This is a genomic window from Pseudoflavonifractor phocaeensis (assembly GCF_021531815.1).
GTDB lineage: Bacteria > Bacillota > Clostridia > Oscillospirales > Oscillospiraceae > Lawsonibacter > Lawsonibacter phocaeensis_A.
In genome coordinates, this window is the sequence record NZ_JADYUM010000003.1 from 44616 (window position 1) to 65290 (window position 20675).

Here is a 20675-nt window from a genome sequence, read left to right on the forward strand (position 1 = left end):
TTGTCAAATGGTTTTCTCCTCCTCCGGGACCTGGACCCGGGGCAGGTTCCAGCGGTAGTGCCAGGCCAGCAGCCGCAGGGCCACGGTGACCACCACCCCCGCCAGGGCGGCCAGGGTGCCGTCCAGCCCCGTCCGGATGAGAACGTAGAAGACCAGCCCCCCGGCGATGGCGGCCACGGCGTAGATGTGCTTGCGCAGGACGAAGGGGATGTCGCCGCACATGATGTCCCGGAGGATGCCGCCCCCCACGCCGGTGGTCATGCCCAGAAAGATGCACAGGAAGGGGTTGTCTCCATAGCCCGCGGCCAGCCCCGCCTCGGTGCCGATGACAGCGAAGATGCCCAGGCCCAGGGCGTCGCTGAACACGAACAGAGCGTCCATCAGGCTCTGGAACCGCCCGAAAATGCCCCGGGACCGCCGGGCGGCCAGGAAGGTGATCAGCGCCGCTGCCGCCGCCAGGGCCAGGTACTGGTAGCTGTAAAACATCTTGGGGGGCGTGATGCCCAGCAGCAGGTCCCGGATGGTGCCGCCCCCCAGGGCGGTGACGATGCTCAGCAGCAGGATGCCGAAGATGTCCAGCCGCTTCTCGATGGCCAGCAGGGCGCCGGAGAGGGCGAAGGCGATGGTCCCCACCAGCTCCGCGCATTGCAGCATAAATTCCATAGGTGCTCCTCCGTATACAACCGCCCGGAGGCGGAGCAGATGAACCGGTAGTATGTTCTCCGGTCCAAGTCTAGCATACCGGAAAGGCTTTTTCAACCACCGCAGGCCCTGGGGAGGATTTTCCATCGGGGAAAGCAGTAAATTTTTTCACTGACCATGCCATGTGCGCAGGTCCTTGACAAAGGGAAAAAACTGTGATAAAGTTGGCACACTGCGAGGAAAAGGACCAGTAGCAGCGCACGCCCTGCCCAGAGAGCCCCCGGTTTTGGTGGAACGGGGGAGAGGGACCTCTGCGAATACCCCTTGGAGCAGCCGCCCGAACCGCTTGGCGCAGTAGGGGACAGGCCGGGCCGCGCCCGTTACCGCGCCGGAGTCACGCACTCCATGAGGCCCCCTCCGCGAGGGGCGGGGCGAACCAGAGGTGGTACCGCATGTTTGCCCTCTGTCCGGATGGCCGGACAGGGGGCTTTTTGCCGTCCGCTTTAGGAAAACGGGAGGGATATTATGGACCAGAGCCGGCGCGGCACGCTGTTTGTAGCGGCCGCCGCGGTCTTATACAGTATCGGTGGACTGTGCATCAAGGTGATCCCCTGGAACGGCATGTCCATCAACGGCGGGCGCACCGCCATCGCCCTGCTGGTCATCGGGGGCTACATGGCCCTCTCCCGGCAGAGGCTGAAATGCAACCGCTGGGTATTTCTGGGCGCCCTGTCCGTCTTCGCCACCAACGCCCTGTTCTCTGTGGCCAACAAGCTGACCACCGCCGCCAACGCCATCGTCCTCCAGTTCACCGTCCCGATCTTCGTCATGCTGTTCTCGGCCCTGTTCTTCCGGAAAAAACCGGGGAAGCTGGACCTGGCCGCCTGCGCCGTCATCTTCGGGGGCGTGCTGTGCTTTTTCCTGGACAGCCTGTCCATGGGCGGCGGGTTGGGCAACCTGCTGGCCCTGCTGTCCGGGGTGTCCTACGCCGGGGTGTTCCTGATAAACGACACCCCCGGGGGCGACGCCATCTCCTCGGTGTTCTGGGGGGACGTGCTGTCCGCCCTGGCGGGGCTGCCGTTTCTCCTCCGGGAGACCCAGTTTACTACCGTGGCCCTGATCAGCCTGGTGGTGCTGGGGATCTTCCAGGTGGGGGCGGCCTACGTCTGCCTGTGCATCGGCCTGAAGACCACGCCCCCCGTCACCGCCAGCCTGATCTCCGGCATTGAGCCGGTGCTCAATCCCATCCTGGTGGCCCTGTTTTATGGGGAGCAGGTGGGAGGCTTCGCCCTCCTAGGCGCCGGGGTGGTCATCGTGGGCGTGGTGGGCTACAACGTGCTCAAGGGACGGCGGAGCCAGACCTCCGTCCAATAAAAACATCACATAATGGGGAATATGATAAAAAAGGAGAAAACAGAAATGACTTGCTACGAGGAACTGAAGGCCCGGGGCCTGATCGCCCAGGTCACCAACGAGGAGGAGATCTCCAAAATGATCAACGAGGGCAAGGCCGTGTTCTACATCGGCTTTGACCCCACCGCCGACTCCCTCCACGTGGGCCACTTCATGGCCCTGTGCCTGATGAAGCGGCTGCAGCAGGCTGGCAACAAGCCCATCGCACTCATCGGCGGCGGCACCGCTATGATTGGCGACCCCTCCGGCCGCACCGACATGCGCCAGATGATGACCCCCGAGACCATCCAGCATAACTGCGACTGCTTCAAAAAGCAGATGTCCCGGTTCATTGACTTCGGGGAGGGCAAGGCCCGGATGGTGAACAACGCCGACTGGCTGCTGGACCTGAACTATGTGGACGTGCTGCGGGAGGTGGGCGCCTGCTTCTCCGTCAACAACATGCTCCGGGCCGAGTGCTACAAGCAGCGCATGGAGAAGGGCCTCAGCTTCCTGGAGTTCAACTATATGATCATGCAGTCCTACGACTTCTACCACCTGTTCCAGCACTACGGCTGCAACATGCAGTTCGGCGGCGACGACCAGTGGTCCAACATGCTGGGCGGCACCGAGCTCATCCGCCGCAAGCTGGGTAAGGACGCCCACGCCATGACCATCACCCTGCTGCTCAATTCCGAGGGCAAGAAGATGGGCAAGACCCAGAAGGGCGCCGTGTGGCTGGACCCCGAGAAGACCAGCCCCTACGAGTTCTACCAGTACTGGCGCAACGTGGGCGACGCCGACGTGCTCAAGTGCCTGCGGATGCTCACCTTCCTGCCCCTGGAACAGATCGACGAGATGGACAAGTGGGAGGGCAGCCAGCTGAACACCGCCAAGGAGATCCTGGCCTTCGAGCTGACCAAGCTGGTCCATGGTGAAGAGGAGGCCCAGAAGGCCCAGGAGGCCGCCAAGGCCCTGTTTGTGGGGGGCGGCGACATGAGCAACGTGCCCGCCACCACTCTGACCGCTGACGACCTGACCGGCGGCGCCATCGGCGTGCTGGACCTGATGGTCAAGTGCAAGCTGGCCCCCTCCAAGAAGGAGGCCCGCCGCCTGGTGGAGCAGGGCGGCGTGGAGGTCAACGGCGAGAAGGTGGCCGCCGCCACCGTCAGCTACACCGCCGCCGACCTGGCCGGGGACGGCCTGATGATCAAGAAGGGCAAGAAGGTCTTCCACCGCGCCCAGATGTAATTGCAGCGGTCCGGGCAGTCTGTTGGCTGCCCGGACCAGATTTCAGAGGGAGGATTCTTTATGAAACCGCTGTCTGCCCGGACCGCCGGCTTTACCGATTCCGTCATTCGCCGCATGACCCGGATCTGCAACCAGTATGGGGCGGTCAACCTGTCCCAGGGCTTCCCGGACTTCGACCCGCCCCATGTCCTGCTGGACCGGCTGGCCCAGGTCAGCCGGGAGGGGCCCCACCAGTACGCCGTCACCTGGGGGGCGGAAAACTTCCGCCGGGCCCTGGCCGCCAAGCAGTCCAAATACATGGGCCTGCCCATCGACCCGGACAGCCAGGTGCTGGTGACCTGCGGCTCCACCGAGGCCATGATGTGCGCCATGATGACGGTGGTGGATCCGGGGGACAAGGTGGCGGTGTTCTCCCCCTTCTATGAGAACTACGGGGCGGACGCCATTTTGTCCGGGGCCCAGCCCATCTATGTGCCACTGAAGCCCCCGGCCTATCAGTTTGACCCCGAGGAGCTGGAGGACGCCTTCCGCCAGGGGGCCAAGGCATTGATTCTGTGCAACCCCTCCAATCCTTGCGGAAAGGTGTTCACCCGGGGGGAGCTGGAGACCATCGCCTGCCTGGTCCGGAAGTACGACGCCTATGTGATCACCGACGAGGTGTATGAGCACATCGTCTACGCCCCCCACGTCCACACCTACTTCGCCAGCCTGCCCGGGATGTTTCAGCGGACCATCTCTTGCAGCTCCCTGTCCAAGACCTATTCCATCACTGGGTGGCGGCTGGGCTACATCATCGCCTCGCCGGAGATCATCGACGTGGCAAAGAAGGTCCACGACTTCCTGACGGTGGGCGCGGCCGCACCTCTCCAGGAGGCGGCCATCCCGGGGCTGGAGATGGGGGAGGACTACTACCGCCAGCTCCGGCAGATCTATACCGAAAAACGGGACTTTTTCCTGAAGGGGCTGGACGACCTGGGGATCGCCCACAACGTGCCCCAGGGGGCCTACTACGTGCTGCTGGACATCTCGGAATACGGCTACGCCAGCGACCTGGAGTTCTGCGAGGCAATGGCCGCAAAAGTGGGGGTGGGGGCAGTCCCCGGCTCCAGCTTCTTCCGGGAGGATGTGAACCACCTGGTCCGGCTCCATTTCGCCAAAAAGGAGTCCACCCTCCAGGGGGCTCTGGAGCGGCTGGCCAACCTGAACAAGCTGAAAAAATAAAGGAAAGCCCGCCGTAAGGCGGGCTTGCTTTACAACTAAAATCAAACTAAAACTGACCCAGGTCCCGGACCACCGCCGAGGCCAGCACCAGGCCGGCGGCGGCGGGGACAAAGGAGATGGACCCCGGGGTGGCCCGCCGGGCAGTGGAGCCGGGGCGGGTGCCGGAACCCGCCGGGACCTCCGTCTCAATGGGCTGGGCGGGGGAGAGGGGCTCCTCCTGGGAGTAGACCACTTTCAGGTGGTGGATGCCCCGCTTGCGGAGCTCCTTACGCATGACCCGGGCCAGGGGACAGCCCTGGGTCTTGGAGATGTCGGTGACCGTGAAGGCGGTGGGGTCCAGCTTGTTGCCCGAGCCCATGGCGCTGATGATTTTTACCTGTAAAGCAGTGCACCTTGACACCAATTCCAGCTTGGCGGCCACCGTGTCGATACAGTCCACCACATAGTCGTACAGGCTCAGATCCACCTGATCCGCGTTCTGGGGCAGGTAGAACATCCGGATGGCCTCTACCTTACAGTCCGGGTTGATGTCCCTGACCCGTGCCGCCATGACCACCGCCTTGGACTGGCCGATGGTAGACCGGAGGGCGGCGATCTGCCGGTTCAGATTGCTCTCGGAGACGGTATCGTCGTCATAGAGGTGTAAAGTACCTACGCCTGCCCGTGCCAGGGCCTCCACGCAGAAACCGCCCACGCCCCCCACGCCGAAGACGGCCACCCTGGCGGCGGCCAGCCGGTCCAGGGGTTCGTCCCCAATGAGCAGGCGGGTGCGGATGAATGGATCGGACATAACAATGCAGCTCCTTCGACTCATTCTGTGACTTGTCAGGTAAGAAGTATTCTTTCTTTTATTCTACCACAGATGCGCTCCCTTGCAAAGAAAAACAGCCTCTCACTTCCGTAAGAGGCTGTTTTTAACAACTCATTTCACCAGCATGCTCATGTCGTACATGCCGGGGGCGGTGACGGCGGCCATGAACTTGGCGGCCTCCAGGGCGCCCTGGGCGAAGATTTCCCGGGAAAGGGCGGTGTGTTTGATCTCCATGACCTCGTCGTGGCCGGCGAAGATGATCTCGTGCTCGCCCACGATGGTGCCGCCCCGGACGGCGGAAATGCCGATCTCCTTCTTGTCCCGGGGGTGGCGGACGGAGTGGCGCTCAAAGACGTACTCCGTCTCGTGGCCGCAGGCGGAAGCAGCGGCGTCGGCGATCATCAGGGCGGTGCCGCTGGGGGCGTCCACCTTCCGGCGGTGGTGCCGCTCCACGATCTCGATGTCATAGCTGTCCCCCAGGATGGAGGCGGCCTTCTTCACCAATTCCAGCAGCACGTTGATGCCCAGGGACATGTTGGCGGACCGGAAAATGGGCACCTCCAGGGCGGCGGCGCCCACCTGGGCCACCTGCTCAGGGGAGTAGCCGGTGGTGGCCAGCACCAGGGGAGTCTTGGTGGCCTTGCCGAAGGCCAGCAGGCCGTCCAGGGCGGCGGGGGAGGAGAAGTCGATCACGGCGTCGGCCTGGCCCTTGAACTGGTCGGGAGAGGAGAAGACGGGGAACTCCCGGTCAGTGGAACCCATGACGTCGAAGCCCGCCACAACCTCCACCTGGGGATCGGCGGCGCACAGGTCAGCCACCACCCGGCCCATATGGCCGTTGCAGCCGGAAATGATTATCTTCAGCATAAAAAGACCTCCAGTTCAGAAAAGCCTCCAGTTCGGAGGCTTTTCTGTCTTACTTCAACAGTCCCATCCGCTCCATGGAGGCGCGCAGGACAGCCAGGTTCTTGTCGGAGATGTCGCACAGGGGCAGGCGCAGGGGGCCGGCCTCCATGCCCATCAGGTTCATGGCTGCCTTGACGGGGATGGGGTTGACCTCACAGAACAGAGCGTCGATCAGGTCCATGTACTGGATCTGGAGCTTGGAGGCCTCCTCAAAGTTGCCCTCCAGGCACAGGTGGCTCATCTTCACCATCACCTCGGGGGCGATGTTGGACACCACGGAGATGACGCCCTTGGCGCCCAGGGACATCATGGGCACCACCTGGTCGTCGTTGCCGGACCAGATGTAGAAGTCCTCGGGGCAGATGCAGCGGGTGTGGGCCAGGAGGGAGAAGTTGCCGCTGGCCTCCTTGACGCCGTTGATCTTGGGGTTCTCGGAGAGCACCTTGTAGGTGTCGGCGGTGAAGGAGACGCCGGTGCGGCTGGGCACGTTGTACAGGATGATGGGCAGCTCGGTGCGCTCGGCGATGTACTCATAGTGCTTGATAAGGCCGGTCTGGCTAGCCTTGTTGTAGTAGGGGGTGACCAGCAGGGCGGCGTCGGCGCCGGAGTCCTGGGCGTGCTGGGTCAGGTAGACGGCGGCGGAGGTGTCGTTGCTGCCGGAGCCGGCGATGACCTTCACCCGGTGGTCCACCCGCTTGACGCAGAAGTCCACGGCGGCGATGTGCTCCCGGATGGACATGGTGGCGGACTCGCCGGTGGTGCCGCAGACACAGACCGCGTCCACGCCGGCGGCGATCTGGGCGTCGATCAGGCGGCCGAAGGCGTCGTAGTTGATATTGCCGTTCTGGTCAAAGGGGGTGGCCAGAGCGGGGCAGGAGCCGGTAAATACGGGGTTTCTCATGGAACATGCACCCTTTCTTCAAATTAGATCAAAACCAATCACTTGTGGTCGATGTAGCCCTCGGCGCACAGCAGCTCGGCCAGCAGGACGGCGCCGCCGGCGGCTCCCCGGAGGGTGTTGTGGGCCAGACCCACGAACTTGTAGTCATACTGGGTGTCGGGACGCAGGCGGCCCATGGAGACGGCCATGCCGCCCTCCAGCTCCCGGTCCAGCTTGGCCTGGGGACGGTCAGGCTCCTCAAAGTAGTGGATGAACTGCTTGGGGGCGGAGGGCAGCTCTAGCTCCTGGGCGCGGCCCTTGAAGTTGGCCCACTCCTCCTTGATGGTCTCCATGGAGGGGGCCTCCCCCTTGAAGGAGACAAAGACGGCGGCGGTGTGGCCGTCGGACACGGGGACGCGGAGGCACTGGGCGGTGATGGCGGGGCCCTCGGCCTTGACGATCTTGCCGTCCTCCACATGGCCCCAGACCTTCAGGGGCTCCTGCTCGCTCTTCTCCTCCTCGCCGCCGATATAGGGGATCAGGTTGTCGATCATCTCGGGCCAGCGCTCAAAGGTCTTGCCGGCGCCGGAGATGGCCTGGTAGGTGCACACCAGCACCTTGTCCACCCCGTACTTCAGCAGGGGATGGATGGCGGGGGCGTAGGCCTGGATGGAGCAGTTGGACTTGACGGCGATGAAGCCCCGCTTGGTGCCCAGGCGCTTGCGCTGGGCGGGGATGACATCCAGGTGCTGGGGGTTCATCTCGGGCACCACCATGGGCACGTCCTCGGTCCAGCGGTGGGCGGAGTTGTTGGACACCACGGGGCACTCGGCCTTGGCGTACTTCTCCTCCAGGGCGCGGATCTCGTCCTTCTTCATGTCCACGGCGCAGAACACGAAGTCCACCAGAGAAGCGATCTTCTCCACGTCGGCCTGGGCGTCCATGACCACGATGCCCTTGGCCTCCTCAGGGATGGGCTTGGTCATGGCCCAGCGGCCGGAGACGGCCTCTTCATAGGTCTTGCCGGCGCTGCGGGGGCTGGCGGCAATGACGGTGAGCTGGAACCAGGGATGGTTCTCCATCAAGGTAACGAACCGCTGTCCCACCATGCCGGTCCCGCCGATCACGCCTACTTTATACTTTTCCATTTTTACTTACCTCCAATTGGTGTTCATAGTCAAAAGCACGCGGTCCGCGGCGGCGGACAGGGACCCGCCCCGGTAAGGGAACCAGCTCTTTTTGACTATATGACCTGACTAAAAATTTCATGTGTCCGCCTCGCGGACATGGGGCAAAGGGAAAAAATAAATCAGCGGCTTTTCAAGCGGCTGATTTTGTACTATAATGTCGACTGAGGGCTTTCCGGGGCAGCCGGCAAAATATTCACAAAAGCAGACAGCGCTCCATCAGGCGGCCCCCTGATGACAGTCGCATGGCTCTTAACCAGACGACCAGAGCCTTCTCCACCGGCGGAGGGACCCTTCGGCGGCTTTCCCTTTCCACATGGCTGACGCGGGGACCGGTCCCCTGGCCATGCTTACTGATGTAAGCCGCGACCTCTATCCTGCATAGTTTGAATTAATCCTATCATTTTTCAGATAAGGTGTCAATAGAGCAAAACTGTGCGAAACGTAAGAAATGGAGTTGACCATGAGAAAAAGATTTATGCAGCTTGCCGCTGTCCTCCTTGCGGCCACATTGTCCATCCCTACTGTCTGGGCAGGACGCACAAACGACAGGGGAGAGACCATGATCCGGGTGGGTCTGGCCTCCTCCAGCAGCCACAATTCCACGGGGGAGCTTGCCTGCGCCCAACTGCAGAACAACACGGGATACGGCGAGGGCTTCCGTTTCGGTTACTATGACAGTGATATGAATTTTGTGGAGCTGGGCCGCACCGGGCGGGAAGTCACCCAGGTGGCGGTGCTCAAGACCCAGAACATGTATTACGGATACGACTCCTCCGCGGGGAAATACACGTATTTCGATTCCGACACCGGCGGCCTTTCGGTGGGCTGCTACCACATCCAGATCCCCGGCTCTTACATGACCTATGAGGACGCGGCGGCGGACGCGGAGATCTACGGCGGCTTCGTGGCCTGGATCGGCGGGGAATACCAGGTCCGGGTGGGGGCCTACCTGAGCAAGGAGGGGGCGGAGGGCGCCCTGGCCTCCATGTCCCAGGGGACCATCGTAGGCACCAGCTCCTACGGCGTCAGCGTGGTGGAGACGGGCACCGACCGCATCCTGTTCCAGTTTGACGGGGGCAAGGACCAGGCCCTGGGCATTCTCCCCGACGTGACGGAGGCGGAGGACGCGCGCACCTGGTTCTCCGGCTTCAAATACCGGGGCGGCTTTACTTACCAGCGCCTCACCGGCGGAAACCTGACGGTGGTCAACGTGGTGGAGCTGGAGGACTATGTGAAGGGTGTGGTCTGCTATGAGATGGGCCGGGAGTGGCCCCTGGAGGCCCTGAAGGCCCAGGCCATCTGCGCCCGGACCTACGCCCTGAGGCGGCTGAACTACCACGGCAGCCTGGGCTTTGACGTGTGCAACACCGACTACTGCCAGGTGTACCGGGGGGTGGGCAGCGGCCGCACCGACTACGGCCCCAGCGACATCAGCGACCAGGCGGTGGAGGAGACGGCGGGGGAGGTCCTCTGGTATCGGGACACCCTGGCGGACACCTTCTTCTCCTCCAGCCACGGGGGCGCCAGTGAGAGCGCCTATTATATCTGGGGCACCAACATGGAAAACTATCCCTACCTCTGCGGCGTGGAGGACCCCTATGAGGAGACGGTGGCGGACAAGAACAGCTACTCCTCCTGGACGGTGAAGTACACCGCGTCGGAGCTGAGCAAACGGCTCCAGGGCTACGGCTACGGCACCAACACCTCCATCGACCGCCTGGAGCTGACCTACTCGGAGCTTGGCAATGTGATCCAGGTGAAGGTCTGCTACACCAACGGTCAGAGCAACACCTTCACTCCCCGGACCAAGGTGGGAATCCGCTCGGCCTTTGGGGTGAACTCCATCCGCTTTACCGTCAACGGCCAGACGGTCCAGGCGGGGGGCGGAAGTTCGTCCTCCTCCACCGGCGGCGGCTACGCCATCAACGGCTCCGGCTCCCTTGCCAGCCTGGAGGGGCTGTACACCATCTCCGGCAGCGGGACCACGGAACAGGCGGGGGAGGAGCTGTACGTCATCTCTGGAACGGGACAGACCTCCAAGGCGGAGGAGAGTTCCGGTTCCGGCGAAACCACCGGCGGCACCAACCAGGGGGGCGGCACCGTCACCGTCTCCGGCAGCTCTTACGTGTTCAACGGCTCCGGCTGGGGCCACCAGGTGGGCATGAGCCAGTACGGCGCCAACGCCATGGCCCGGCTGGGCTTCTCTTACGACGAGATCGTGGAGTTTTATTTCCCCGGCACCCAGGTGGGGGACTACTGATATATCACGGCAAGAAAGGCGTAATGAACATTGAAGACCTCTGATTTTGACTTTTACCTCCCCGAGGAGCTGATCGCCCAGACCCCGCTGGAGCGGCGGGACGCCTCCCGGCTGCTCACCCTGGACAAGACCACCGGCGCGGTGGGCCACCACCACTTCTACGACCTGCCCCAATTCCTGCGTCCGGGGGACTGTCTGGTGATGAACGACTCCCGGGTGCTCCCCGCACGGCTCATCGGCCACCGGCCCACCGGCGGGGCCTGCGAGGTCCTGCTCCTGGTGGACAAGGGGGAGGGCCTGTGGGAGTGCCTGGTCCGCCCGGGGCGAAAGCTGAAGCCCGGCGCCCAGGTCATCTTCGGGGAGGGCCAGCTCACCGCCACCATCGAAGCGGAGGTGGAGGACGGCAAGCGGCTGGTCCGGTTCCACTACCAGGGCATTTTCCTGGAGATCCTGGAGCAGCTGGGCAAGATGCCCCTGCCGCCCTATATCAAGGCGGAGCTCCAGGACCAGGAGCGCTACCAGACCGTCTACTCCAAGGTGGTGGGCTCCGCCGCCGCCCCCACCGCCGGACTCCATTTCACCCCGGAGCTGCTGCGTCAGATCCGGGAGATGGGTGTAAAGGAGTGTTACGTTACACTCCATGTGGGCCTTGGCACCTTCCGCCCGGTGAAGGCGGAGGACATTCAGGACCACGAGATGCACTCAGAGTTCTGCCAGATCAGCCAGGAGACGGCGGACATCATCAACGAGACGAAGCGGAACGGAGGAAGGGTCATCTGCGTGGGCACCACCTCCTGCCGCACCATCGAGTCCTTCGCCGCCGAGGACGGCACCATGACCGCCCGTTCCGGCTGGACCAACATCTTCATCTACCCGGGCTACAAATTCAAGGTGCTGGACGCCCTGGTCACCAATTTCCACCTGCCCCAGTCCACCCTGATCATGCTGGTATCTGCCCTGGCGGGGCGGGAGCATGTGCTGGCCGCCTATGAGGAGGCGGTGCGGGAGCGGTACCGCTTTTTCTCCTTCGGCGACGCCATGTTCATCGCCGACGGCCTGGAAAAGGAGGCGCGGCCATGAGCGAGCTGACCGGCCTGCCCAACATCGGCCCGGAGCTGGCCCGCCTGCTGGAGGAGGCGGACATCCACGACCCGGAGACCCTGCGGGCGGTTGGGACGGAGGGGGCCTTTCTGCGGCTGAAGGCCCGGGACCCCTCCGCCTGCTTCCACAAGCTCACCGCCCTGGAGGGGGCGGTCCAGGGGGTGCGGAAGACCCAGCTGGATCCGGAGCGCAAAGAGGAACTGCGCCGGTTTTTCCGGGACTGTTCCGGGAAAAAATCGAGGGAATAAGGAGAACTGTCTGTGTTTGAAGTGATCAAAACCGAGGGAAAGGCCCGCCGGGGCGTGTTCACCTGCCCCCATGGCACCGCCCAGACCCCGGTGTTTATGAACGTGGGCACCCAGGGGGCCATCAAGGGGGCGGTGTCCGCCCACGACCTGAAGGACATCGGCTGTCAGATCGAGCTGTCCAACACCTATCATCTCCACCTGCGCCCCGGAGACGGGGTGGTGCGCCAGATGGGCGGCCTCCACAAGTTCATGGACTGGGACGGCCCCATGCTCACCGACAGCGGCGGCTTCCAGGTGTTCTCCCTGTCCGGCCTGCGGAAGATCAAGGAGGAGGGGGTCACCTTCGCCTCCCACATCGACGGCCGCCGCATCTTCATGGGACCCGAGGAGTCCATGCAGATCCAGTCCAACCTGGGCAGCGACATCGCCATGGCCTTCGACGAGTGCGTGGAGAACCCCTCGCCCCGGGAGTACGTCCAGCAGTCCTGCGAGCGGACCGTCCGCTGGCTGGAGCGGTGCATCGCGGAGCATGAACGGCTCAACGCCCAGCCCGGCTGTGTCAATCCCGGCCAGATGCTCTTCGGCATCAACCAGGGCGGGACCTACCCGGACATCCGGGTGTGGCACATGGAGGAGATCGCCAAGCTGAACTGCGACGGCTACGCCATCGGCGGTCTGGCGGTGGGGGAGCCCACCCAGGTGATGTACGACATTATCGACGCAGTGGAGCCCCACATGCCCCAGGACAAACCCCGCTACCTCATGGGCGTGGGCACTCCGTCCAATATCATCGAGGCGGTGGCCCGGGGCGTGGACTTCTTCGACTGCGTCATGCCCGCCCGGAACGCCCGCCACGGCAAGCTGTACACTTGGGAGGGCACCATCAACCTGAAAAACGAGAAGTACAAGCTGGATCCCCGGCCCATCGACCCCACCTGCACCTGTCCCGCCTGCGCCTCTTTCTCCCGGGCCTACCTGCGCCACCTGTTCACGGCGGGGGAGATGCTGGCCATGCGCCTGGCGGTGCTCCACAACCTGCACTTTTATAACGAGCTCATGGCCCGCATCCGGGAGGCTCTGGACCAGGGCACCTTTGAAGACTTCCGCCGCCGGTATTCCGGGGTGCTGGACCGGCCCGTCCAGGAAGCAAAATGAAAAGAGACGGGGGAATTTGACAAAAAGGCTTGTCAAGAAACCCTATAACCGCTATAATAGTAGAAACGCGTCCAGCAAAATGCTGACAGACGACTTTTGGAGGGAACTACTTTGGAATCTATTATTTTGCTTGTCCTTATGTTCGCCATGCTCTACTTCTTCATGATCCGCCCCGAGAATAAGCGGAAGAAGGAAGCGGAGAACCTGCGCAACTCCCTGGTCGTGGGTGATGAGATCACCAGCATCGGCGGCATCACCGGCACCGTCTGCGCCGTGAAGGAGAACACCATCGTCATCGAGACCGGCGCCGACCGCGTCCGTATCGAGCTGACCAAGTGGGCTGTCTCCAGCAAGAACGCCAAGGCCGGCGAGCAGGCAAGTAAGTAAAAAACAGGACATGAAACATACCCTCCCCGCATAGGTTTTGACAGAAGCCATGGGGGAGGGTATTGTTATGAAAAAACGGGACAGACGTCCGGAGGAGACGGGCGGACAGTGGATCGACGCCCTGTGTGACCTGCTGAAGGGGGGCGCGCTGGCCGGGCTGGCGGCTATCCTGTCCCTGCTCCTGTGCGCGGTTCTGGTGTCCGCCGGGCTGCTGCGGGAGCGGTGGATGGAGGGGGCGGTGCTGGCGGTCTGCGTTCTGGGGGCTATGACCGGCGGCCTGTACGCGGCCCGGCGGATCGGCCGCAGGACCCTGCTGGTGGGCCTGGGGGTGGGCGCCGTGCTGTTCCTGCTGCTGCTGACGGCGGGGCTGCTGGCCTATGACACCGCCTCGGTGGACCAGGGCGGGGCGGGGCTGCTGTGCGCCTGCCTGTGCGGCGGAGGCATCGCGGGACTGCTGGGCAGCGGCGGCGCCTCCAAGAAAAAACGCAGAAGATGATTGAAATGGAAAAAGTTCTGTGTTATAATAGTTATAATCTATGCGGGGCCCGCGCTCCGCGATCAATCAGGAGGAGATACCAATGAAGCATATCCAGACTCTCAATGGCGCCACTCTGAAGGCCAGCGCCGCCAAGGGCGGCTGCGGCGAGTGCCAGACCTCTTGCCAGTCCGCCTGCAAGACTTCCTGCACCGTTGCCAACCAGAAGTGCGAGAACCAGTAATATAAATCAGCGCTTAAAAAGGGTAGGCGTCAGCCTGCCCTTTTCCTATGTCAGATAGACGCAACGGAAAGGACGTTTCAAGATGGTACATACCTTTACCGCCCTGGGCCAATACCTGGCGGCGGATGTGAACAGCGGCGCGGTCCATGTGCTGGACAAGCTGAGCTATGACCTGCTCTCCCAGGTGGAAGGCCCCATGGGGGAGGCGCTTCCCGGGGAGCTGGCCGCCCGGCTGCCCCAGTATAGCCCGGCCGATCTTGCCGAGGCTTGGGAGGAGCTGCGCGCCCTCCAGGACCAGGGGCTGCTCTTTACCGATGACGAGTACGTGGACCGGGACAAGGCCATGGAGCTGCCCCGCCAGGCGGTGGTCAAGGCACTTTGCCTTCACGTGTCCCACGACTGCAACCTGCGGTGCAAGTACTGCTTCGCCTCCACCGGCGACTTCGGCACCGGCCACCGCATGACCATGGACTTTGAGACCGCCAAGCGGGCCATCGACTGGGTGGTGTCCAAGTCCGGCAAGCGGCGGAACATCGAGGTGGACTTCTTCGGCGGCGAGCCCCTCATGGCCATGGACACCGTGAAGAAGACGGTGGAGTACGCCCGTTCCCTGGAAAAAGAACATGACAAGTGTTTCCGCTTTACGATCACCACCAACGGCATCCTCCTCAACGACGAGAACATCGATTATATCAACCGGGAGATGTCCAATGTGGTCCTCTCCCTGGACGGCCGGAAGGACGTCAACGACAACATGCGCCCCACGGTCAACGGAAAGGGGAGCTATGAGATCATCACCCCCAAGTTCCAGAAGCTGGTGGCAGGCCGGGGTACCAAGGACTACTATGTCCGGGGCACCTTCACCCGCCAGAACCTGGACTTTGCCCAGGACGTGCTCCACATGGGAGACCTGGGCTTCCGCCATGTGTCGGTGGAGCCGGCCAGCGGCCCCCTGGATGACCCCTTCGCCATCAAGGAGGGGGACCTACCCCAGGTGGAGGCAGAATACGAAAAGCTGGCCAAGCTGCTGATGGACCGGAAGGACATCAATTTCTTCCACTTTAATGTGGATCTGGCCCAGGGCCCCTGCGTCATCAAGCGGCTCCGGGGCTGCGGCGCGGGCTGTGAGTACGTGGCCATCACCCCCGACGGCGACATCTACCCCTGCCACCAGTTCGTGGGGAAGGAGGAGTACCGGATGGGCAACGTGTTCGACGGCTCCTTCGACATGGAGATCTCCCGGACCTTTGCCGACCAGAACATCTACACCCGGCCCGCCTGCCGGGAGTGCTGGGCCCGGTTCTACTGCAGCGGCGGCTGTTCCGCCTCCAACCTGCTTGTCAACGGCGACATAACAAAGTCCAACGAGGTGGCCTGCGCCATGGAGCGTAAGCGCCTGGAATGCGCCATCGCCCTGAACGCCATCGCCGCCGGCATGGGGGAGCAGGGGGATACAAAATGTGATAATACATCTTGTAATCAGTGTGATCAGTGCGGCGAATGACCGAAAATCCCAAGATATAGCATAACAAGGCGAAAAATCATCCATATTTGGTAAAGGAGGCCCCGCTCAGGCGGGGTCTCCTTTCTTTCCACTTTACCAAATTTACATAACGCAATTTACATAACAAGTTTTAAAAATAGAAAAAATTGAAAAATCCGGGAAAAGGACTTGCGAAAAATGGTGGAAAAGGCTATATTAATTATATCGCCACAGTTGTCCGCCGTTCTCCGTCTATTTCCCGCCGCCGCCTCATACCCTGTATGGAGGTGAGGGCAATGGGAAAACGGGAGCAAAGGAAATGGGACTTGCCATGGGGACAGGGCGCGGTTCTGGTGCTGCTGTGCCTGCTGTTTTTGGCGGGGGGTATGGCCGGATGCCTGTTTGCCGGGTTGGGAGACCGGTCAGGCGCCCAGGAGCTGCGGGACTATCTGGTGGACTATCTCAGTTTGGTCCTGGAGGGACAGGCCGCTTACCCCTTCTGGCCGGCGGTTTGGAAAGAGTTGTGCCTCCTGCTTCCTGTCCTGCTGCTGGGGTTGGCTGCGGCCGGCGTTGTGGTGATCCCCCTGGTCCTGGCGGTCCGGGGATTTTTCTTCGCGTTTTCCGTGGGCTGCTTCTGCCGGGTCTTCGGGGCGGCGGGACTGGTCCCGGGGCTGGTCCTTTTCGGTCTGCCCGCCTTGCTGTGGGGGCCCGCTCTCTTTTTAGCCGCGTTTCAGAGCATGACCAGTTCCCAGGCCTTGATGCGGCGGGTCATGGGAGATTCCCGCTGCACGCTGCCTTTTACCCCGCGGTATTGGCTGTGGGCATGGCTGTGCGTCCTGCTGGTCCTGGCCTGTGCCGGGGCGGAATACGCGGTGGTGCCGGTACTGCTCCGGGCGGCCGCCCGTGTTGTGTTGTAATTTTGTGTTGGGAGAGTTGACTTGTGACTGATTGGTTATCTGTCTACGAGGACTATTTGAAAAATGAAAAACAGGCCTCGGCGAACACGGTCAGCTCTTATCTGCGGGACGTGCGGCAGTTCGCCAAAGAGATGGAGGAACGGGAGATCCCCTTGACCGAGGTGCTGTCCCAGGATGTGGAGGAGTACGCCCACGGCCTGACCCGGAAGGGAAAGTCCCCCGCCACGGTGACCCGTTCCGTGGCCTCCATCAAGTCCTTTTATAACTGCCTCATCAGCCGGGGCGGGATCGACCGGAACCCGGCCAAGAGCGTGGTCCCCGCCAAGGTGGAGCGTAAGCTTCCCCAGGTGCTGACAGGGAAAGAGGTGGAGCTGTTCCTGGAGCAGCCCGAGTGCACCGACCTGAAGGGCTACCGGGACCGGGCCATGCTGGAGCTGCTCTACGCCACCGGCATCCGGGTCAGCGAGCTCATCGCCCTGGACGTGGATGACCTCAACCTACCCGGCGGCGTGCTCAAGTGCTTCAGCAAGGGGAAGGAGCGGATCATCCCCCTGTATCCGGCGGCTATCCGCGCCCTGAACGAATATGTACATAACGTCCGGCCACAGTTGGTGGACTCCCTGGACGAGACGGCCCTCTTTGTCAACATGAACGGAGAGCGGATGAGCCGCCAAGGCTTCTGGAAGCTCATCAAATACTACCAGGAAAAGGCGGGCATCAAAAAGGACATCACGCCCCATACCCTGCGCCACTCCTTCGCCGCCCATCTGCTGGAAAATGGAGCGGACCTGCGGTCCATTCAGGAGATGCTGGGACACGCCGACATATCGTCCACCCAGATCTATTCCCGGCTGCTGAACCAGAAGATCAAGGACGTCTATTTAAAAGCCCATCCCAGGGCATGAAAACGCGGCAGGAGGGAGGCCTCCTGCCGTTTTGCGTTTACAAGTTTACCGCAGCCTGCTATAATGAAAAAAAGTTTTGTTGACCAAAGAGGAGTTTTTCATGAAGGCAAAGACCTTGTTTTATTGTACCGAGTGCGGCAATGAGACTCCCAAGTGGGCGGGAAAATGCCCTGCCTGCGGCGCCTGGAACACCGTAGTGGAGCGCCCGGCGGAGAAGCCGGCGAAAAAGGCCGGTCCGGCCGCCTCACGGGGGTCTGCCATCGGGGTGGCGGTCCGCCGCCCCAAGCCCATGACCGAGGTGGAGACCACCGACGAGCTGCGCTTTCTCACCGGAATGGGGGAACTGGACCGGGTGCTGGGGGGAGGGGCGGTAAAGGGCTCCCTGGTGCTGGTGGGCGGCGCCCCCGGCATCGGGAAGTCCACCCTGATGCTCCAGATCTGCGACAATCTCTGCCGGTTCGCCACCGTTTTATACGTGTCCGGTGAGGAATCGGAGCGGCAGATCAAGCTCCGGGCGGAGCGTCTGAAGGTGCGGGGAGATGGGCTTTATCTGCTGTCGGAGACAAACCTGGAAAATCTGGTGGACGCTGTGCACCAGCTCCAGCCCGATGTCCTCATCGTGGACTCCATCCAGACCATGTACAACGGGGATGTAAACTCCGCTCCCGGCAGCATCACCCAGGTGAAAGAGTGCACCATGACCCTGATGCAGCTGGCAAAAGGGGAGGGGCTCACCGTCTTCGTGATCGGTCATGTGAACAAGGAGGGTTCCATTGCCGGTCCCAAGGTGCTGGAGCACATGGTGGACTGCGTGCTTTACTTCGAAGGGGAGCGCCATATGGCCTACCGCATCCTGCGCGCGGCCAAAAACCGCTTCGGCGCCACCAATGAGATCGGCGTCTTCGAGATGGAGGACGGCGGTCTGACGGAGGTGCCCAATCCCTCGGAAGCCATGCTGGCGGGCCGCCCGTCCGGGGCCCCCGGCACCTGTGTCACCTGCGTCATGGAGGGTGTGCGCCCGGTGCTGGCGGAGATCCAGGCCCTGGTGGTGCCCAGCAGCCTGGGAAACCCCCGCCGGGTAAGCAACGGGTTTGATTATAACCGCGGGATGCTGCTGCTGGCGGTGCTGGAGAAGCGGGGCGGACTGTTGGTGGGCAATTGCGACGCCTATGTGAACGTCATCGGCGGCCTGTACCTGGATGAGCCGGCCGCCGATCTGGCCGCGATCCTGGCCCTGGCTTCCAGCTTTCGGGACCGCCCAGTGCCCCACGATCTGACCGCCATCGGAGAGGTGGGATTGACTGGGGAGCTCCGGTCAGTCAGCGCCCTGGGACAACGGCTGGCTGAGGTCCGGCGTCTGGGCTTCACCAAGTGCCTGATCCCCAAGCGGGTCCAGGGAAAGCTGGTTGTCCCGGAGGGCCTGGAGTTGATCCGGGTGGCCAATATCCGGGAGGCTCTGGCCGCGCTGCTGTAAAGCCGCGGACGGGTGCCTGGGGATAAAGTTCACACAGCCGCCGCTGGAAGGGATCCCGGAAGACAGCGCCCGTGACAAGGAACACCGGCCGTCTTTCTGATAAACGCAGGGATCGGTGCAGGCAATAAGACTCACGCAGATCCACCTCGATTCCATCCGGCATCTTTGTCTTAGCATCTCCAAAAGACTTTTTCATATACCGACGAAAGGAGGGACGTTAAAGGCCCTCTAAAATGGGTAGAGTCTCAGGTCAACAAAATAAAAATTTTGTTGACCTGAGTGGAGGCGAAAAGCCTGATCCACCCCGTTTGAAGGCTTTTAGCAGGCATACGGACTACCGAACTGAAGCTCCGCCGCTGCTGCGGGATTTTCTGGTTTACCATGAAACGATCCAGGGACATTCCAGGCAGACGGTTGACGAATACTTTTTAGACCTGCGGAATTTCTTCCGCTATTTGAAACAGGAAAAAAATTTAGTTCCCAGAGACGTTCCGCTGGATCACATCTCCATTGACGATGTTGATCTGTCTCTGGTCCGCAGTGTCACGCTGACGGATATTTACAGCTATATGAATCACCTGTCCCGCGACCGCGGTCTGAACGCCGCGTCCCGGGCCCGCAAGGTCGCCACCATCCGTTCCTTTTACAAATACCTGACCAACAAGGCCAAGCTGCTGGACCAGAATCCGGTCCAGGATCTGGATTCCCCCCGGTTGAAAAAGTCCCTGCCAAAATACCTGAATCTGGATGAAAGCGTGGAACTGTTGGAATCGGTGGAAGGCAAAAACGCCAGCCGGGACTACTGCATCCTGACGCTGTTTTTGAACTGCGGTCTGCGTATCTCCGAGCTGGTCGGGCTCAATGTAACAGATGTTCGAGGGGACCATCTCAGGGTGTTGGGCAAAGGCAACAAGGAACGGGTCTTATTTCTCAATCCCGCCTGTCAGAAGGCTTTGCAGGACTGGATGACCGACCGGAACACTCTGACGCTGGTGGATCAGAACGCCCTGTTCGTCACCCTCCAAAACCGGCGGCGCATCTCCAAGGCCGCAGTCCACAAGCTGGTCAAAAAGCACTTGGCCGCCGCCGGTCTGGACAGCACCCAGTACTCCTCCCACAAGCTGCGGCACACCGCCGCCACCTTGATGCTGCAAAACGGTGTGGATGTCCGGACCCTCCAGGAGGTGCTGGGCCACGACCACTTGAACACCACCCAGATCTATACCCACGTGGACAGCGACGATCTCCGCGCCGCCGCCCGGGCCAATCCTCTGGCCCAGGTAAAGCGCCGGGGCCGCCCGCCCAAAGGTGCCGGCAGCACCAAAGAGCATACCGAAACAGACGAAAAGGATGTGGATTGACATGTATTATCTGGCTTTCCTGCTGGTGATGGCTACTCCCCTGGCCCTGCTGGCCCTCGGCCTGATCTGGCGTTCCCACTCGCCCAAGCGCGGGGGCGGTGGTTTGGCCTACCGCACTGCCCTGTCAGACCGCAGCGACGAGACCTGGGCCTTCGCCCACCGGCATATCGCCAAGCTCTGGACCCGGCTGGGTCTGCTGCTGGCCATCGCGTCCGCCGCGCTGATGGTGGTATTTCGTTCCAGCTATTCCGGCTTTTTTCTCTGGCTTATTGGCGGCCAGATGGTCTTTCTGTGCATCAGTGCCTTCCTGGTGGAAGGCTTGCTGAAGGCCTCTTTTGACGAAAACGGCAACCGGATCGGCTGAACCAATTG

Annotated in this window: 21 protein-coding genes and 1 riboswitch; of the genes, 16 read left to right on the forward strand and 5 right to left on the reverse strand. The window is 62.1% G+C overall.

Annotated features, from left to right (window positions below; genetic code table 11):
• Window positions 1–3: 3 nt before the first annotated feature.
• Window positions 4–663 carry a trimeric intracellular cation channel family protein gene (locus I6E42_RS02495; RefSeq protein WP_235370258.1) on the reverse strand — a complete coding sequence of 220 codons (660 nt, stop codon included), beginning with the start codon at window positions 661–663 and terminating at the stop codon, window positions 4–6.
• Between the two features lie 504 nt (window positions 664–1167).
• Here I6E42_RS02495 and I6E42_RS02500 point away from each other — a divergent pair.
• Genes I6E42_RS02500 through I6E42_RS02510 form a run of 3 tightly spaced genes read left to right on the forward strand, consistent with a single transcriptional unit; the run spans window position 1168 to window position 4506 of the window.
• On the forward strand, window positions 1168–2016 hold the full coding sequence (locus I6E42_RS02500; RefSeq protein WP_235370259.1) for a DMT family transporter: 849 nt from the start codon (window positions 1168–1170) through the stop codon (window positions 2014–2016).
• A 45-nt stretch (window positions 2017–2061) separates the two neighbouring features.
• Window positions 2062–3285 (forward strand): tyrosine--tRNA ligase, encoded by a 1224-nt coding sequence (gene tyrS, locus I6E42_RS02505; protein ID WP_235370260.1) that lies wholly within the window; start codon window positions 2062–2064, stop codon window positions 3283–3285.
• Between the two features lie 60 nt (window positions 3286–3345).
• Window positions 3346–4506 carry a pyridoxal phosphate-dependent aminotransferase gene (locus tag I6E42_RS02510; protein WP_235370266.1) on the forward strand — a complete coding sequence of 387 codons (1161 nt, stop codon included), beginning with the start codon at window positions 3346–3348 and terminating at the stop codon, window positions 4504–4506.
• A 46-nt stretch (window positions 4507–4552) separates the two neighbouring features.
• Here I6E42_RS02510 and I6E42_RS02515 read toward each other — a convergent pair whose 3' ends face one another.
• The 4 genes from I6E42_RS02515 to asd form a co-directional block, all read right to left on the reverse strand.
• Window positions 4553–5296: a tRNA threonylcarbamoyladenosine dehydratase gene (locus tag I6E42_RS02515; RefSeq protein ID WP_235370267.1), complete on the reverse strand. Its 744-nt coding sequence runs from the start codon at window positions 5294–5296 to the stop codon at window positions 4553–4555.
• A 132-nt stretch (window positions 5297–5428) separates the two neighbouring features.
• Window positions 5429–6184: a 4-hydroxy-tetrahydrodipicolinate reductase gene (gene dapB / locus I6E42_RS02520; RefSeq protein ID WP_235370268.1), complete on the reverse strand. Its 756-nt coding sequence runs from the start codon at window positions 6182–6184 to the stop codon at window positions 5429–5431.
• Window positions 6185–6233: 49 nt separating this feature from the next.
• The gene (gene dapA / locus I6E42_RS02525) at window positions 6234–7124 is read right to left on the reverse strand and encodes a 4-hydroxy-tetrahydrodipicolinate synthase (RefSeq protein WP_235370269.1); all 891 of its coding nucleotides are present in this window, start codon (window positions 7122–7124) and stop codon (window positions 6234–6236) included.
• A gap of 38 nt (window positions 7125–7162) precedes the next feature.
• Window positions 7163–8251, reverse strand: coding sequence for an aspartate-semialdehyde dehydrogenase (asd, locus tag I6E42_RS02530; protein WP_235370271.1), 1089 nt, complete (start codon window positions 8249–8251; stop codon window positions 7163–7165).
• Between the two features lie 240 nt (window positions 8252–8491).
• Window positions 8492–8673, reverse strand: a riboswitch (Lysine riboswitch).
• An 80-nt stretch (window positions 8674–8753) separates the two neighbouring features.
• Here asd and I6E42_RS02535 point away from each other — a divergent pair.
• The 13 genes from I6E42_RS02535 to I6E42_RS02595 all read left to right on the forward strand — a co-directional run bounded on the left by I6E42_RS02535 (window position 8754) and on the right by I6E42_RS02595 (window position 20667).
• Complete coding sequence (locus I6E42_RS02535; protein ID WP_235370273.1) at window positions 8754–10553, forward strand: SpoIID/LytB domain-containing protein; 1800 nt, start codon at window positions 8754–8756, stop codon at window positions 10551–10553.
• 30 nt (window positions 10554–10583) lie between these two features.
• Window positions 10584–11633: a tRNA preQ1(34) S-adenosylmethionine ribosyltransferase-isomerase QueA gene (gene queA / locus I6E42_RS02540; RefSeq protein WP_235370274.1), complete on the forward strand. Its 1050-nt coding sequence runs from the start codon at window positions 10584–10586 to the stop codon at window positions 11631–11633.
• Entirely contained in the window at window positions 11630–11902 is a 273-nt protein-coding gene (locus I6E42_RS02545; protein ID WP_235370276.1) for a TfoX/Sxy family protein, read from the forward strand. Before queA ends, I6E42_RS02545 begins: the two co-directional genes overlap by 4 nt.
• Window positions 11903–11914: 12 nt before the next feature.
• On the forward strand, window positions 11915–13057 hold the full coding sequence (gene tgt, locus I6E42_RS02550) for a tRNA guanosine(34) transglycosylase Tgt (protein WP_235370279.1): 1143 nt from the start codon (window positions 11915–11917) through the stop codon (window positions 13055–13057).
• Window positions 13058–13168: 111 nt separating this feature from the next.
• Complete coding sequence (yajC, locus tag I6E42_RS02555) at window positions 13169–13444, forward strand: preprotein translocase subunit YajC (protein ID WP_235370281.1); 276 nt, start codon at window positions 13169–13171, stop codon at window positions 13442–13444.
• A gap of 67 nt (window positions 13445–13511) precedes the next feature.
• Window positions 13512–13940 carry a TIGR04086 family membrane protein gene (locus I6E42_RS02560; RefSeq protein ID WP_235370282.1) on the forward strand — a complete coding sequence of 143 codons (429 nt, stop codon included), beginning with the start codon at window positions 13512–13514 and terminating at the stop codon, window positions 13938–13940.
• An 82-nt stretch (window positions 13941–14022) separates the two neighbouring features.
• Window positions 14023–14163 (forward strand): six-cysteine ranthipeptide SCIFF, encoded by a 141-nt coding sequence (gene scfA, locus I6E42_RS02565; protein WP_008980862.1) that lies wholly within the window; start codon window positions 14023–14025, stop codon window positions 14161–14163.
• An 82-nt stretch (window positions 14164–14245) separates the two neighbouring features.
• The gene (gene scfB / locus I6E42_RS02570; protein WP_235370284.1) at window positions 14246–15667 is read left to right on the forward strand and encodes a thioether cross-link-forming SCIFF peptide maturase; all 1422 of its coding nucleotides are present in this window, start codon (window positions 14246–14248) and stop codon (window positions 15665–15667) included.
• 275 nt (window positions 15668–15942) lie between these two features.
• Window positions 15943–16563 carry a hypothetical protein gene (locus I6E42_RS02575; RefSeq protein WP_235370285.1) on the forward strand — a complete coding sequence of 207 codons (621 nt, stop codon included), beginning with the start codon at window positions 15943–15945 and terminating at the stop codon, window positions 16561–16563.
• A 23-nt stretch (window positions 16564–16586) separates the two neighbouring features.
• Entirely contained in the window at window positions 16587–17468 is an 882-nt protein-coding gene (xerD, locus tag I6E42_RS02580; RefSeq protein ID WP_235370287.1) for a site-specific tyrosine recombinase XerD, read from the forward strand.
• Window positions 17469–17568: 100 nt separating this feature from the next.
• Window positions 17569–18942, forward strand: a complete 1374-nt coding sequence (gene radA, locus I6E42_RS02585; protein WP_235370290.1) for a DNA repair protein RadA — start codon at window positions 17569–17571, stop codon at window positions 18940–18942.
• 308 nt (window positions 18943–19250) lie between these two features.
• The gene (locus I6E42_RS02590) at window positions 19251–20303 is read left to right on the forward strand and encodes a tyrosine recombinase XerC (RefSeq protein WP_235370293.1); all 1053 of its coding nucleotides are present in this window, start codon (window positions 19251–19253) and stop codon (window positions 20301–20303) included.
• A 1-nt stretch (window position 20304) separates the two neighbouring features.
• Window positions 20305–20667 (forward strand): SdpI family protein, encoded by a 363-nt coding sequence (locus I6E42_RS02595; RefSeq protein ID WP_235370295.1) that lies wholly within the window; start codon window positions 20305–20307, stop codon window positions 20665–20667.
• Window positions 20668–20675 lie beyond the last annotated feature (8 nt).

What these genes read in the sequence shown, in the direction of transcription:
- I6E42_RS02495 (WP_235370258.1), bottom strand. Translation starts at nt 663, where the DNA reads ATGGAATTTATGCTGCAATGCGCGGAGCTGGTGGGGACCATCGCCTTC.
- I6E42_RS02500 (WP_235370259.1), top strand. Translation starts at nt 1,168, where the DNA reads ATGGACCAGAGCCGGCGCGGCACGCTGTTTGTAGCGGCCGCCGCGGTC.
- tyrS (WP_235370260.1), top strand. Translation starts at nt 2,062, where the DNA reads ATGACTTGCTACGAGGAACTGAAGGCCCGGGGCCTGATCGCCCAGGTC.
- I6E42_RS02510 (WP_235370266.1), top strand. Translation starts at nt 3,346, where the DNA reads ATGAAACCGCTGTCTGCCCGGACCGCCGGCTTTACCGATTCCGTCATT.
- I6E42_RS02515 (WP_235370267.1), bottom strand. Translation starts at nt 5,296, where the DNA reads ATGTCCGATCCATTCATCCGCACCCGCCTGCTCATTGGGGACGAACCC.
- dapB (WP_235370268.1), bottom strand. Translation starts at nt 6,184, where the DNA reads ATGCTGAAGATAATCATTTCCGGCTGCAACGGCCATATGGGCCGGGTG.
- dapA (WP_235370269.1), bottom strand. Translation starts at nt 7,124, where the DNA reads ATGAGAAACCCCGTATTTACCGGCTCCTGCCCCGCTCTGGCCACCCCC.
- asd (WP_235370271.1), bottom strand. Translation starts at nt 8,251, where the DNA reads ATGGAAAAGTATAAAGTAGGCGTGATCGGCGGGACCGGCATGGTGGGA.
- I6E42_RS02535 (WP_235370273.1), top strand. Translation starts at nt 8,754, where the DNA reads ATGAGAAAAAGATTTATGCAGCTTGCCGCTGTCCTCCTTGCGGCCACA.
- I6E42_RS02545 (WP_235370276.1), top strand. Translation starts at nt 11,630, where the DNA reads ATGAGCGAGCTGACCGGCCTGCCCAACATCGGCCCGGAGCTGGCCCGC.
- I6E42_RS02560 (WP_235370282.1), top strand. Translation starts at nt 13,512, where the DNA reads ATGAAAAAACGGGACAGACGTCCGGAGGAGACGGGCGGACAGTGGATC.
- scfA (WP_008980862.1), top strand. Translation starts at nt 14,023, where the DNA reads ATGAAGCATATCCAGACTCTCAATGGCGCCACTCTGAAGGCCAGCGCC.
- scfB (WP_235370284.1), top strand. Translation starts at nt 14,246, where the DNA reads ATGGTACATACCTTTACCGCCCTGGGCCAATACCTGGCGGCGGATGTG.
- I6E42_RS02575 (WP_235370285.1), top strand. Translation starts at nt 15,943, where the DNA reads ATGGGAAAACGGGAGCAAAGGAAATGGGACTTGCCATGGGGACAGGGC.
- radA (WP_235370290.1), top strand. Translation starts at nt 17,569, where the DNA reads ATGAAGGCAAAGACCTTGTTTTATTGTACCGAGTGCGGCAATGAGACT.
- I6E42_RS02595 (WP_235370295.1), top strand. Translation starts at nt 20,305, where the DNA reads ATGTATTATCTGGCTTTCCTGCTGGTGATGGCTACTCCCCTGGCCCTG.